Here is a 16,159-nt window from a genome sequence, read left to right as displayed (position 1 = left end):
GATGAAGAACCCGACGAGGTCGTCGAGGGCCGCGTCGCCGCGCCCAGCGATCGCGGTACCCAACGGGATGTCAGTCCCCGCGCCCACCCGGCACAGGAGCACGGACAGCGCCGCGTGCACCACCATGAACAGCGTCGCGTCGTTGCTACGAGCCAGCTCGGCCAGGCCGGCGTGCACCGCCGCGTCGATCTCCAGTGGCACGGTCGCGCCGCGGAAACTCGGCGTCGCCGGGCGGGGCCGATCGAACGGCAACGTCAGCTCGGGCGGTGCGCCGTCGAGAGCCTGCCGCCAGTGCTGCAGCTGTCCGGCGATGACGTCGCCGAGCACCTCACGCTGCCACAGGGCGTAGTCCGCGTACTGCACCGGCAGCGGCGCCCAGGCCGGTGCCTCGCCGTCGAGGCGGCTGGCGTAGGCCTCGCGCAGGTCGCGGGACAGGATGTCCATGGACCAGCCGTCGATCGCGATGTGGTGCAGGACCAGCAGGAGCACGTGTTCGGCCGGCCCGAGGACCAGCAACCGCGCGCGCCACGGCAGGTCAGCGCTCAAATCGAAGCCGCGGCCCGAGAAGTCGGCGACCATGTCGGGCAGCTGTTCCTCTGTGGCCGGCACCAGGTCGAACGGGGGGTGACCGGCCGCGCCGTCGAGGATCAGCTGGCGGGCGCCGCTCTCCGACTCGGCGAAGACGGTGCGCAGGCTCTCGTGCCGGTCGGCCACGTCGCCGAGGGCCGCCCGCAGCGCGGTGGTGTCGAGGGGACCGTCGAGTTGCAGGGCGATCGGCATGTTGTAAGCGGCGCTCGCACCGCGGTCCTCGAGCCGGTTGAGGAACCACAGTCGCTGCTGCGCATACGACAGCGGCAGCACCTCGGGCCGTTGGCGGCGGGTCAACACCTCGCGCACCACGCCGCCCTCGCCCTCGACAAGGCGAGCCACCTCAGCCACGCTCGGCCCGGCGAACAGGGCACGAATGCTCACGTCCGTCTCGAAGACCGCGCGGATACGCGACACCAGGCGCATGGCTGACAGCGAGTCACCGCCCAGGACGAAGAAGGAACGGTCGGCCGGCACCCGATCGACGCCGAGGATCTCCGCGTACAGCGCGCAAAGCTGTTCCTCGACCGGCGTAGCCGGCGCCCGCCCGGTACGCACCCCGTCCGGTGCCGGCAGGGCAGCCCGGTCGAGCTTGCCGTTCACCGTCAACGGCAACGCGTCCAGCGCCACGAACGCCGACGGCACCATGTAGTCCGGCAGGAGCCGCGCCGCGTGAGCCCGCAACACCTCGACATCGACCGTGGACACCACATAGGCCACCAGACGGTCATCCCGCACGACCACCGCCGCCTGCACCACCTGCGGGTGCCCGGCCAGCACCGCCTCGACCTCACCCGGCTCCACCCGGAAGCCCCGCAGCTGCACCTGCGCATCCGAACGACCCCGGTACTGCAAAATCCCGTCCGGGCCACGGCGGGCTACATCCCCTGAGCGGTATCGGCGGGTTCCGCCCGGCGCCGCCACGAACCGGGCCGCGGTCAACCCAGGACGACCGTGATACCCCCGCGCCACACCCCGACCCAGGACATACATCTCCCCTGTCACTCCGGCCGGTACCGGCACCAACCACTCATCCAGCACCTCCACCGCCAGGTCCGGGATCGGCACCCCGATCCCCCCACCGACGGTGTCGGCCTCGACCGGCTGATAGGTGACATGCACCGTGGTCTCGGTGATGCCGTACATGTTCACCAACCGCACTCGCGGATACCGGCGCACCCACCCCGCAAGCCCGGACGTGTCGAGTGCCTCACCGCCGAAAATCACCAACCGCAGCCTGGGCAGATCCGTGTGCGCTACGGCGGCGAGCTGGCCGAACGCCGACGGCGTCTGGTTCAACACCGTCACACCCTGCTCACGCAGCAACGTCATGAACTCGCGCGGATCCCGAGAGGTCGCGAACGGCACCACCACCACCCGCCCACCGCTCAGCAGACCACCCCACAACTCCCACACCGAGAAGTCAAAAGCGAACGAGTGGAACACCGTCCACACATCATCCGGACCGAACCCGAACCACGGCTGCGTCTCCGACAACAGCCGCAGCACATTGCCGTGGCTGACCGTCACACCCTTCGGCCGCCCGGTGGACCCCGACGTGTAAATCACATACGCCGCCGCACCCGCCGGCACCGGCACCCCCGGTGAGAAGCCAGGCGCGTCCGACAGACCACCGTCGACCACCAGCACGTTGTCGTACCCGGTCACCACGCCGGCCGTCGCGCTCGAGCACACCACCACCGCCGGAGCGGCATCAGCCAACACGAACGCGATCCGCTCCACCGGATAGCCCGGATCCACCGGCACATACGCACCACCGGCCTTCAGGACGGCCAGCAACGACACCACCAGATCCAGGCCACGCTCCAACACCACCGCAACCCGCGACTCCACCCCCACACCACGCACGACCAGCTCATGCGCCAACCGGTTCGCCGCCACATCCAACTGCCGAAACGACAACCACTCCGACCCGAAACACACCGCCACCGCATCCGGGCTGCGCTCCACCTGCGCCTCGAACACCTCCACCAACGAACCCACCGGATCAGCACCGACCGGGCGCGGTGAGGCGATCGCTTCGGCTCCGGGCACCAGGAACAGGTCCCGTACCCGCTTGTGGGGATCCGCGGCCATGTGAGCGAGCACTGCGATGACCCGGTCCAACGTCGCGCGGGCGACCGCGGGGTTCACCACGTCGGGCTGGTAGCTCAGGCGCATCGTCAGCCCGGCGTCGGCCCCGGTCACCAGCACCAGCGGGTAGTTGATCGCCTCGCGACCCGGCTCCGGCACGAAGCGCACGGCGGTGTCGCGGCTCGCCGGGCCGGCGCCGGCGCCGAAGTTCTCGAACGCCATCATCGTGTCGAAGAACGCGCCCCCGCCACCGAGGCGCTGAACCTCGCTCAAGCTCAGGTACTGGTGGTCCATCAAGGCCGTCTGCCGCGCCTGCAAGTCAGCCAACAGCTCAGCGACCGTCTGACCCGGCTGAAACCGCACCCGCACCGGAATCGTGTTGATGAACAGCCCGAGCATGCCCTCCATGCCCGGCAGATCCGCCGGACGACCCGCCACCGAAGCACCGAACACGACGTCGCGGCGACCGGTCAGCAGACCGACCGCCACGGCCCAGGCCACCTGGACGACGGTGTTGAGGGTCAGGTCGTGGGTTCGGGCCAGCTCCCGCAGCGCGGCGTCGAGCTCGGCACCGGCCTCGCCGGCGACGACGTCCGGGACGGTCTGCGCGGCGCCGTGGTCCAGAGGTGCGACCAGCGTCGGCTCGTCGAGGTCGGACAGCTCGCGGCGCCACGCCTCGCGGGCGGCCGCACCGTCCTGGCGGGCCAGCCAGCCCAGGTAGCCGCCGTAGGAGGCCACCGGCGGGAAGCCCACGGTCGTGCCACCCGCCGCGTACGCGGCCTCGAGCTCCCCGGTGAGGATGTCCAGGGACCAGCCGTCCAGGAGCAGATGGTGCAGCGTGACGACCATCCGCCACCGGTCCGGGGCGAACCTCAGCAGCAGCACCCTCAGCAATGGCGCCTGCGCCAGGTCGAAGCGCCGGGCGTGCTCCCGCACCGCAATCTCTTCGGCATGCGTCTCGTCGCTGTCGGAGACCTGCCACGGCACCGCCACGCGCTCCCACACCACCTGGACCGGTGACCCGGCGTCACGCTGCGGGAAGGCCGCACGCAGGGTCTCGTGCCGATCCACCACCGCCTGCCACGCCGCCCGCAACACCTCCGGGTCGAGATCACCCTCGACACCGAAGACGAGCTGCTCGATGTAGACATCCATCCCCCGCTCGTCATAACGGGAGTGGAACAGCATGCCCTCCTGCAACGGCGACAACGGCCACACCTCAGCCAGACCCGCGTCACCCGCCGCCGCCTCGAAACCCTCGACCTCGGCCTGGCTCACCGCCACCAGCGGGAAGTCCGACGGCGTATGGCCACCCCCGTCCGAAACCGCGAGGACGCCCAGGGCTGCCATCCAGGAGTCGAGCAGCGCCCGGGCGTCACCCTCGGTCAGGACGCCGTCCGGCCACGACAGCACCAGCGTCAGCCGGTCGTCCTCGACCAGGGCGATGGCTTCCAGGGGGTGCTGCGCCGGCGTGCCCTCGGTGCCGGCCATGTCCTGCGCGACCGTCTGCCAGGCGCCGGTCTCGGTGGCGGGGGCGAACCTGCCGAGATAGTTGAAGCCGATCTGCGCGGTCCCGGGAACCGGCGCCCCGCGCAGCTGCTCCTTGACCCGCTTGAGAACGCGGCCGGCCTCCCAGGGACCCGGGTCCAGCCGTATCCGGCGAACGTTGGTGAACCACCCCACCGTCCGTGACAGGTCGAGGTCACCGTCGCGGCCGTGGCCCTCCACGTCCACCAGGAAGGCGCCGGGCCGCCGGGCGGTGACGGCCCTCGCAAGGCCCGCCAGCAGCACGTCCTCAACTCCCGCGTGGAACGCGGCCGGCACCCGGGTCAGCAACGCCGCCGTGACCTCGGCCGGTATCCGCACCGACAGGTCCCGGGCGGGGCCGGACAGGTCACCGACGGCATCGGGCAGTACCGGCACATCGTCGGACGGCCCGTCGGCCGGCGTGACGGGTTCGGCCTCGGCGGCGCGGGACCGCGCCCAGTGCCGGTAGGAGACGGGTACGACGGGCAGCGCGATCGGGCGTCCGGCCGCGGCCATGGCGTACGCGTCGGCCAGATCCGCCGCGAGCACCCGCATCGACACGGCGTCGGCGACGAGGTGAGCGATCGCCAGCACGAGCCGTCCGGGCCGGTCGCGTCCGGCGTCGCACCACACCGCGCGGACCATCACCCCGCGCAACGGGTCGAGCTCGCGGACGGCCAGCCGGACCGCATCGTCCAGGCCGGCGGGGTCGACCCGGCGCAGCGGGTCGGCCGCGGCAACAGTCCCGGGTACGGTCAGTCGCCAGCCGTCGCCGTCCGGCTCGAGCCGGGCACGCAGCATGTCGTGGTGGGTGAGCAGGGCGTGCACCGCCGCGGTGAGTGCGGCCCGATCGGCGCCGGCCGGGGTCGACAGGGTCGTCACCAGGATCTCCCCGGCCGCCCCCTCGATGCCGGCGCGGTCGATCAGCTCGCGATGCACCGGCGTGAGCGGCACGTCGCCGACTCCCGGCTCCCCCACCGCCCGGACGGCGTCGCCGGCCACCGTGGCCACGAGGGCGAGCCCGGCCGGGGTCCTCCGCTCGAACACCTGCCGTGCCGTGATGACCAGACCGGCCCGGCGCGCCGTCGACACCAGCAGCATCGACATGATCGAGTCGCCGCCCAGGTCGAAGAACGACGCCTCCGCATTCACCTCCTCCAGGCCCAGCACCTCGGCGAAGAGCCCGCAGAACAGCTCTTCCAGGGGCGTCGCGGCCGCCCGGCCGGCCGTGCCCGCGGCCTCGGGAGCGGGCAGCGCGGCCCGGTCCAGCTTGCCGTTGACGGTCAGCGGCAACGTCTCCAGCGCGACGAACGCCGCCGGGACCATGTAGTCCGGAAGCCGCGATGCGGCATGGGCCCGCAACTCCGCAGGGTCGGCGGCGGACACGACATAGGCGACCAGACGCGCGTCCCGCACGATCACCGCCGCCTGAGACACGGCGGCGTGGCCGGCGAGCACGGCCGCGACCTCGCCCGGCTCCACCCGGAACCCCCGGATCTTCACCTGCTCGTCCGCCCGGCCCGCGAAGTGCAGGTTCCCGCCGGCCCACCTCGCCAGGTCGCCCGAGCGGTACATTCGCTGACCCGGCGAGAACGGGCACGCCACGAACGCCGACGACGTCAGACCGGGCCGGCCGGCGTAGCCACGGGCCAGGCCCGGACCGGCGATGTACAGCTCGCCGGTCACGCCGGGCGGCACCGGGTTGAGAAACTCGTCGAGCACATAGACCCGGGCGTTGCCGATGGGGGCGCCGATGGGCGGCGCCGTATCGGCATGGCGCGGCAGCGGCACGGCGGTGGTGATCACGGTGGCCTCGGTCGGGCCGTAGGTGTTCCACATCGCGGCGTGCGGGGTCCACCGGTTGGCCAGGTCGGCGGAGAGCCGCTCGGCGCCCAGCACCCAGTTCCGGACCCCCGGCACCTCCGCGGGGTCCAGAACCGACAGCAGCGAGGGCACCACGCTGGCCACCTCGACCCCGGCCTCGCGAACCATCGCCGCGAGCGCCTGGGGGTCCGTACGCTCCTCCGCCGACGCGATCGCGAGCGTGCCCCCGCTCGTCAGCGCCACGACGATGTCCAGGATCGAGGCGTCGAAGCTGAACGAGGCGAACTGCAGCGTCACCGCTTCCCCGCCGAGCACCGGACGCATCACCGACGCCAGGTTCACCACGCTCCGATGCTCGACCGCCACGCCCTTCGGCGTCCCGGTCGAACCGGACGTGTAGATGACGTAGGCGAGCGAGTCCGGGCCCACGCGTACCGCCGGCGCCTCAGCGTCCGCGCAGGCGCCCCACCACACCGGCTCGGCCGTCCCCAGCGGCACGCCCGCCAGGGTCTGCGGCGTGCCGATCACCCACTCGGCGCCGGAGTCGGCGAGGATCAGCCCGCGACGCGACGCCGGAAGTCCCGGGTCCAGCGGCACGAAAGCAGCGCCCGCCTTCCACACCGCCAGCATGGCGGCCACCACGTCCACGCCGCGCGGCAGGCACAACCCGACACGCGTCTCCGGGCCGGCACCCAGGTCGGCCAGCCGCGCCGCCCACGCGTCGGAGCGGGCCGCCAGGCCGGCGTACGACAGCGACTCCGTTCCGCACCGCGCCGCTACCACGTCCGGTGCCCGCCGCACCTGCGCCGCCACCAGCTCCGGCACCGTCGTCTCGGGAACGGGAACGGCGGTCGCGTTCCACAGGTCCACTACGAGCGCCCACTCGTCCGGCGCGATCACGTCGAGGTCGCCGACCCGTACCGCCGGGTTCTCCGCCACCTGCTCGAAGACGCGGGTAAGGCGACCCGCCAGCGCGCGGACCGTCGGCTCGTCGAACAGGTCGGCCGCGTACCGCATGTCGCCGGTGAGCCCGGCCGGCCCGCCGTCCGCGTCGCGCCGCTCCACCAGCTCGACCGACAGGTCGAAGCGCGCCGACTCGGGGCCGGTGCCGACCGGGGTGACGCGCAGGCCGGACAGCGCGAAGTCGTCGTCGGTCGCCGGCACATTCTGCAGCGCGACCATGACCTGGAACAGCGGGTTGCGATTCAGCGACCGCTCCGGGTTCAGCTCCTCGACCAGACGCTCGAACGGCACATCCTGATGCGCGTACGCCCCCAGATCCGTCTCCCGCACCCGCCGCAGCACCTCGACGAACGTCGGATCACCACTCACGTCCACCCGCAACACAAGCGTGTTGACGAAAAACCCGACCAGCTCATCCAACGCCGCATCACCACGGCCCGCGACCGGCGTACCCACCGGCAGATCGGTCCCCGCACCCATCCGAGACAGCAACACCGCCAGAACCGCGTGCACCACCATGAACATCGTCGCGCCGCTTTGCCGGGCCAGACGCGCCAAAGCAGCGTGAACCTCCGCGTCCACCGAGACCGGCACCGAGCCGGCCCGGAAGGAGGACGCGGCCGGGCGGGGGCGGTCGGCCGGCAGCGCCAGCTCCACCGGTGCGTCCGCCAGAGTCCGCTGCCAGTACGCCAGCTGAGAGGCGAGCACACCGCCGAGCACCTCCCGCTGCCAGAGGGCGTAGTCGACGTACTGCACCGGCAGCGGCGCCCAGCCCGGCGCCTCGTCGCGCAGGCGCGCGGCGTACGCGGTGCGCAGGTCGCGGCCGAGGATCGCGGTGGACCAGCCGTCGACGGCGATGTGGTGGGTGACGATGAGCAGCACGTGCTCGCCCGGCCCGAGCGCCAGCAGCCGGACCCGCCACGGCACTTCGCGGGCGAGATCGAACCCGCGGCCGGCCTCCGCGGCGATCAGCGCGGGCAGCTCCGGTTCAGCGGCCGCGACGACGGACAACTCCGGACGGCCTGCCGCGCTGTCGAGCACCCGCTGGACCGCCGTGCCGCCCGCGTCCGGGAAGACCGTACGCAGGCTCTCGTGCCGGTCCGCCACGTCGCCCAGGGCGGCGTCGAGGGCGCGTACGTCGAGGTCGCCGGAGAGGCGGAAGGCCAGCGGGTGGTTGTAGGCCGCGCCGGCGCCACGCTCCGCCTCCTCGAGCCGGTGCAGGAACAAGAGGCGCTGCTGGGCGGAGGACAACGGCAGCGTGTGCGGGCGAGCGCGGCGTACCGGTGCCGGACGCGCGGTCCCCGTGCCGGCGGCGAGCAACCGGGCGATGCCCTGCACGGTGGGGGCAGCGAACAGGTCGCGGATGGCCAGTTCGGCGCCGAGCACCGCCCGGATGCGGGCGACCAGGCGCATGGCGAGCAGCGAGTCGCCGCCGAGGTCGAAGAACGAGACGCCGGTGGGCACCGTCTCGACGTCGAGGATGTCGGCGAAGAGCCCGCAGAGCAGCTCCTCGACGGGGTTATCCGGCGCCGGGCCTGCCGAGGCGTTGGCTGCGGGCGGCGGCAGCGCGGTCCGGTCAAGCTTGCCGTTGACCGTCAGTGGAAGCGCGTCGAGCCTCACGAATGCCGAGGGGACCATGTAGTCGGGCAGGCGAGACGCGGCGTGCGCCCGCAACGAGGAAACGTCCGCCGTGGAGACGACGTAGGCCACCAGGCGGCCGTCCCGCACGATCACCGCGGCCCCGGACACGTCCGGGCGGCCCTCGAGAACCGCCACGATCTCACCCGGCTCCACCCGGAACCCGCGGACCTTCACCTGCTCGTCGGCGCGTCCGGCGAAGCGCAGGTTGCCGTCGGCGTCCCACTTGGCCAGGTCACCGGAGCGATACCACCGCTCGCCGCCGGGTCCGGCGACGAAGCTGGCCGCCGTCAGCCCTGCCCGGCCCAGATACCCGCGCGCCACGCCCGGACCCGCGATGTACACCTCGCCGGTCGTGCCCGGCGGGGTCGGGTTGAGGAACTCGTCCAGGACGTGGACGCGGGCGTTGCCGATCGGGGCACCGATCGGCGGTGCGGCGTCCGCGTGACGGGGCAGTGGCACCGCCGTCGTGATCACCGTGGCCTCGGTGGGGCCGTACGTGTTCCACATCGCGGCGTGCGCGGTCCACCGGTTCGCCGCCTCGGCCGTCAGCAGCTCCGCACCCGACACCCACGTGCGCACTCCCGGCACGTCGGCCGGGTCGAGAACCGACAGCAGCGACGGCACCACGCTCGCCGCCTCGACCCCGGCCTCACGGATCATGGCCGACACCGCCCGGGCGTCCTGACGTTCCTCGGCGGAGGCGATCGCGACGCACCCGCCACTGGTCAGCGGCACAACGATGTCCAGAATGGACGCGTCGAAGCCGAACGAGGCGAACTGCAGCGTCACCACGCCGCCGCCCAGCACCGGCCGCATCACCGACGCCAGGTTCGCCACGCCCCGGTGCGCGACCGCCACACCCTTCGGCGTCCCGGTCGAACCGGAGGTGTAGATGACGTAGGCGAGAGACTCAGGGCCGGTCCTGATCGCCGGCGGATCGGCCCGTGGCGGCGTGACCCACTCGACGCGGCGTGCCGGGCCCGGAGGCAGATCCGCCAGGCTCGCCGCGGTGCCGAGCACGAGCGTCGCGCCGCTGTCCGCGATGATCAGGCCGAGGCGCTGCGCCGGATAGGCCGGGTCGAGCGGCACGAAGGCGGCGCCCGCCTTCCACACGCCGAGCATCGCCACGACCATCTCCACGCCGCGCGGCAGCAGAAGCGCCACCCGAGTCTCGGGAACCGCGCCCCATTCCGCGAGGCGTGCGGCCCAGGCGTCCGACTGCGCGTGCAGTTCGGCGTACGTCAATCGACAAGGGCCACAACGGACCGCGACCGCATCAGGGGTTCTCGCAGCCTGGGCGACGAAGAGCTCCGGGACCGTCGCGGCCGGGACCGCGACGGCGGTGTCGTTCCAGGACAGCTCCACACGGGTACGCTCGGCCGCGTCCAGCACGTCCACGGCGCCGATCCGGATGGCGGGGTCCGCCGCGACCCGCTCGAGGATGCGGACCAGGCGGCGGGCGAAGGACTCGGCCGTCTCCTCGTCGAACAGGTCGGTGGCGTAGCGCAGGACGCCCGTGAGCCCGCCCGGCGTGCCGCCCGTGCCCTCCCGCTCGCTCAGTTCCAGCGACAGGTCGAAGCGCGCGGCCTCGGCGACCGTGCCCAGCTCGGTGACCTCGAGACCGGGCAGCTCCCATCGGCCGCCTCGGCCGGGCAGGTTCTGCAGCGCCACCATGACCTGGAACAGCGGGTTGCGGTTGAGCGACCGCTCCGGGTTCAGCTCCTCGACGAGACGCTCGAACGGCACATCCTGATGCGCGTACGCCCCCAGATCCGTCTCCCGCACCCGCCGCAGCACCTCGGCGAACGTCGGGTTGCCACTCAAGTCGGCCCGCAGCACAAGGGTGTTGACGAAGAACCCGACCAGCTCGTCCAGCGCCGCATCACCACGGCCCGCGACCGCCGTTCCCACCGGAATGTCGGTTCCGGCGCCGACCCGGCACAGCAGGACCGAGAGGGCCGCGTGCACCACCATGAACATGGTGGCCCGGCTCTGCTGGGCCAGCCGCAGCAGGCCCGCGTGGACGTCGGAGCCCACCGCGACGTCGACCGCAGCGCCGGCGAACGAGGGGGCCGCCGGCCGTGACCGGTCGAACGGCAGGTCGAGCTCCGGCGGCGACCCGGCCAGCTGCCGCCGCCAGTAGCTCAGCTGCCCGGCGATGAGGCTGCGCTCGTCGTCGGGGTCGCCCAGCTCCTCACGCTGCCAGAGGGCGTAGTCGGCGTACTGGACGGGCAGCGGGGCCCATTCGGGCGCGCCGCCCCGGCGCCGGGCGGCGTACGCCGCACGCAGGTCGGCCGAGAGCACCCCCATCGACCAACCGTCCACGGCGACGTGGTGGGCGACGACCAGCAGCAGGTGCTCGGCCGGGCCGCGCTCGAACAGCCACACCCGCCACGGCAACTCGGCGCCGAGGTCGAAGCCGCGCGCCGAGCACTCGGCGATCAGGCCGGGAAGCCGCTCCTCGGTGCCGGCCATGCGCACGAACGGGGGCCACGCCTCGTGACCGTCGAGGAGCCGCTGGTGGGGCTCGCCGTCGACGGTCTGCGGGAAGATCGTGCGCAGGCTCTCGTGCCGGTCCGCGACGTCGCCGAGCGCGCTTCTCAACGCGGCGACGTCCAGGTCACCGTGGAGGCGCAGGGCCAGCGGCTGGTTGTAGACGGCGCCGTCGACCTGGTTGAGGAACCACAGCCGCGCCTGCGCGTACGACAGCGGCACGACGGCTGGGCGTACCCGCCGGACGAGGGGCCGGCGGGCCGCGGGTTCGTCGCCGGCGACCAGCCGGGCGAGGCCCTCGACCGTGGGGTCGCGGAACAGGTCGACGATGGGGACGTCGACACCGGTCGCCGCGCGGATGCGGGCGATGAGCCGCATGGCCGACAGCGAGTCGCCGCCGAGATCGAAGAACGACCGGTCGGCCGGCACCCGCTCGGCGCCGAGGACGTCGGCGCAGAGACCGGCCACCAGCTGTTCGGTGGGACCCGCCGGGTCCCGGCCGGTCGTGGCGACGGCGTCCGGGGCGGGCAGCGCGGCCAGGTCGAGCTTGCCGTTGACGGTCACCGGCAACACGTCGAGCGCCACGAAAGCCGCCGGAACCATGTAGTCGGGCAGACGGGAGGCCGCGTGCGCCCGCAGCGAGGCTGCGTCCGCAGTGGACACCACATAAGCCACCAGCCGGCCATCGCGCACGCTCACCGCCGCCTGCGCCACCTCCGCGTGAGCAGCCAGCACCGACGCCACCTCGCCCGGCTCCACCCGGAACCCGCGGATCTTCACCTGCTCGTCGGCGCGACCCACGAAATGCAACCTGCCGTCGCGGTCCCAGCGGCCGAGGTCGCCCGAGCGGTACATGCGCTCGCCGGGCGCGTACGGGCAGGCCACGAACCGGTCGGCGGTGAGCGCGGGCCGGCCGGCGTAGCCGCGTGCCAGCTGCGAACCCGCCAGGTAGATCTCGCCCGCCACGCCGGGGGCGACCGGTCGCAGGTGTTCGTCGAGGACGTAGACGCGGTTGTTGCGCAGTGGAACCCCGATCGGCGGCGGCGCGGCGTCGGTGCGGGCGTCCGGCCCGGCCAGGAAGGTGGTGGCCATGACCGTCGTCTCCGTGGGGCCGTAACAGACGAACACCCTCGCCCGGCCGGCCCAGCGGGCGGTCAGCTCGGCCGGCACCCGCTCGGCGCCCACCATCCAGCTGCGCACGCCGGGCACGTCGTCCGGGTCGATCAGCGCCATCAGCGACGTCACGACGCTGGCCATCTCGACGCCGGTCGCGCGCATCATCGCCGTCAGCGCCCCCGTGTCGAGGCGCTCCTCGGCGGTGGCGATCGCGAGGGTGCCGCCGGTGGTGAGCGCGACGACGACGTCGAGCATCGCCGCGTCGAAGCTGAACGAGGAGAACTGGAGAACTACGGCGCCGTCGCTGAGGGCCAGTTGCGAGCCGATGGCGCCGGCCAGGTTCAGCAAGCCGCGATGGGGAACCGCCACGCCCTTGGGTGTTCCGGTCGACCCGGAGGTGTAGATGACGTACGCCAGGGAGTCCGGGTGGACCGGCCTTGCCGGTGCGGGCTCGGCGCCGGGGCCGGCGTCCCAGAGCACCGGGCGGGCCGCGCCGAGAGGCAGGACGTCGAGGGTCCCGGCGGCGCCGATCACCAGCTCGGCGCCGCTGTCGGCCAGGATCAGGGCGAGGCGCTGCGCCGGGTGCGCCGGATCCAACGGTACGAACGCCGCGCCGGCCTTCCACACGGCGACCATCGCCACGATCATGTCCACGCCGCGGGGAAGGCAGAGCGCCACGCGGACGTCCGGACCTGCGCCGAGCGACGCGAGCCGTGCCGCCCAGGCGCTGGACCGCACGTCCAGCTCGGCATAGCTGAGCGTCTCGGCGCCGCAGCGGGCTGCCGGGCGGTCGGGTCGACGCAGCGCGTACGCGGCGAACCGGTCGAGCACCGTGCCGGAGCCCACCGGCACAGCGGTGTCGTTCCACTCCCGCAGAATCGTGCGACGCTCCGCGGCGCCGAGCACCTCGAGATCCCGGACCCGGACGGCAGGGTCGGCCGCAACCTGGACGAACACGCGGACCAGGCGGTCGGCGAGGGCCCGGACCGTGTCCTCGTCGAAGAGGTCGGTGGCGTAGTTCAAGGCGCCCGTGAGTCCGGCGTCGTGGTGCGCGGTGAGAGTGAGCGAGAGGTCGAAAGCGGCGGCCGGTGCGCCGGTCGGGAAGGGGGCGACGGCCAGACCCGGCAGCTGCCAGGCGCGGCTCTCGGCCGGGTCCGCCTGCAGCGCGACCATGACCTGGAACAGCGGGTTGCGACTCAGCGACCGCTCCGGGTTCAGCTCCTCGACCAGACGCTCGAACGGCACATCCTGATGCGCGTACGCCCCCAGATCCGTCTCCCGCACCCGCCGCAGCACCTCGACGAACGTCGGATCACCACTCACGTCCACCCGCAACACAAGCGTGTTGACGAAAAACCCGACCAGCTCATCCAACGCCGCATCACCACGGCCCGCGACCGGCGTACCCACCGGCAGATCGGTCCCCGCACCCATCCGAGACAGCAACACCGCCAGAACCGCGTGCACCACCATGAACATCGTCGCGCCGCTCCGCCGGGCCAGACGCGCCAAAGCAGCATGAACCCCCGCATCCACCGAGACCGGCACGGACCCACCGACGAAAGACGGCACCAGCGGACGCGGCCTGTCCACCGGCAGCGCCAGCTCCCCCGGAGCACCCGCCAGAGTCCGCTGCCAGTACGCCAGCTCAGAGGCGAGTACGTCGCCGAGCACCTCCCGCTGCCAGAGCGCGTAGTCGGCGTACTGCACCGGAAGCTCCGGCCAGGACGGCGCCTCCCCGCGCGAACGGGCGTCGTACGCGTCACGCAGGTCCCGTGCCAGCACCTCCATCGACCAGCCGTCCACCGCCACGTGGTGCGCGACGATCAGGAGCACGTGCCGGCGCGCGGACTCCCGCAGCAGCCACACCCGCCACGGCAGGTCCGTCGCCAGGTCGAACGCCACACCGGACAGCCGCGCCACCGCGGCGCCCGCGCCTTCCTCGCCGGCCTCGACGACGCGCAGCACCGGCCGCCCCGCCACACCCTCCACGACTTCCTGCCGCGGAACCCCGCCGGTCTGCGGAAGCAGCGTGCGCAGGCTCTCGTGCCGGTCCGCCACGTCGCCCAGGGCCGCCTGCAGGGCGTCGACATCCACCACACCGGACAGCGACAGCGCGAGGGGCTCGTTGTAGACGGCGCCGCCGAGCCGGCTCAGGAACCACAGCCGCGACTGGGCGTACGACAGCGGTACCACCACGGGACGCTCGGATCGCACGAGCGGCCGCCGGGCTGCCGGGCCGCCGTCGGCGATGAGCCGGGCGACGCCCTCCACGGTCGGCGCTCGGAACAGCTCGGCGACGGACATCTCCACGCCGGTGACGACGCGGAGGCGCGCGATGAGCCGCATCGCGGTCAGCGAGTCGCCGCCCAGGTCCAGGAAGGAGATGTCGGCGCCGATGTGGTCGAGGTCGAGGACGCCGGCGAACACCTCGCACAGCTTCTCCTCCACCGGCGTACGCGGCTCCCGGCCCCGCCCCTCCCCGGCGAAGGTCGGTGCGGGCAGCGCCGCGACGTCCAGCTTGCCGTTGACGGTGACCGGCAGCGCGTCGAGCACCACGACCGCGGCGGGCACGAGGTGGGCGGGCAGCCGCTCGGCGGCGAAGGCCCGCAGCGTGTCGCCGGCAGCGGTGGTGACCGCGTACGCGACCAGACGCCCGTCCCGGACGATCACAGCGACCTGGCGCACCTGCTCGTGCGTGCCCAGGACAGCCTCGGCCTCGCCGGGTTCGACCCGGATGCCGCGGACCTTCACCTGGGCGTCGGCGCGGCCCTCGAACACCAGCCGGCCGTCACCCGTCCACCTCGCCAGGTCGCCGGAGCGGTACATCCGCGTCCCACCGGGCGCGGCGACGAACCGGGCGGCGGTCAGGCCCGGGCGGCCCAGGTAGCCGCGGGCCACCCCGGCGCCCGCGATGTAGAGCTCGCCGGACCCGGCCGGATGCAACCGCTCGTCGAGCACATGGACGCGGGTGCCGGGTATCGGCACGCCGATCGGTACGGGATCCTCGCCGCCGGTCAGCGGGTGGCTCATGGTGGCGCAGACGGTGATCTCGGTCGGCCCGTACGCGTTGATCAGCCGCCGCCGCGCCCACCGCGCGGCCAGCCACGGCGGGCAGGCCTCCCCCGCGACGGCGATCGTCGTCACCGAGCCGGGCAGCTCGTCGACCGCCGCCAGCACCGAGGGCGGAACCGTCACATGGGTGACCGCATGCTCCGCCGCCACCCGGCCCAGCGCCTCGTACGCCCCGGTCACGGCGACCAGCGTCGCCCCGCTGAGCAGCGCCATGGCCAGCTCGGACACCGCCGCGTCGAAGCTCAGCGACGCGAGCTGCAGCACCCGCGACGCCGGCGAGACCGCGAACCGCTCGATCTGGGCGCCCGCGAGCGCGCCCAGGCCCCGGTGCGTGACCACCACGCCCTTGGGAACGCCCGTCGAGCCGGAGGTGTAGATGACGTACGCCGCGTCGTCCGGCCCGATCGCGGGGAACGACGCGGCCGGGCGGTGAGCGGCGGCGGTCACGTCCGCAGCCCACCGGGGCGTGCCCGCCGGGATCCGATCCTCCGCGCCGGGATCGCAGGCGACCAGGGCGACGTCCGCATCGGTCAGCACGAACGCGATCCGGGCCGCCGGATAGGCCGGGTCGAGCGGCACGAACGCCGCACCGGCCCGGGATACGCCGAGCAGGACGGCCACCACGTCCGGCGAGCGCCGCATGAGCACGCCGACGAGGTCACCCCGGCCGACACCGCGTGCGGCCAGCTCGTGCGCCACTCGGGTGGCCGCGTCGTCGAGCTCGGCGTAGGAGTATGCGACGGCGTCGCCGAGGACGGCCGTCGCCTCCGGGGTGCGCCGCGCCTGGTCCGAGAACAATGTCGCCAGCGTGCCGAACATCGCGACCTGGCTCACTTGG

1 protein-coding gene is annotated in these 16,159 nt (G+C 73.1%); it reads right to left on the bottom strand.

The window, feature by feature from the left end; translation table 11 throughout:
* Nucleotides 1–16,155: amino acid adenylation domain-containing protein (locus tag AB0J80_RS32315; RefSeq protein ID WP_364712635.1), on the bottom strand; the 16,155-nt coding region annotated here is incomplete at its 3' end.
* Nucleotides 16,156–16,159 lie beyond the last annotated feature (4 nt).

This window comes from Actinoplanes sp. NPDC049548, from assembly GCF_040676695.1.
Taxonomy (GTDB): domain Bacteria; phylum Actinomycetota; class Actinomycetes; order Mycobacteriales; family Micromonosporaceae; genus Actinoplanes.
This window is presented reverse-complemented; position numbering and strand designations above follow the sequence as displayed.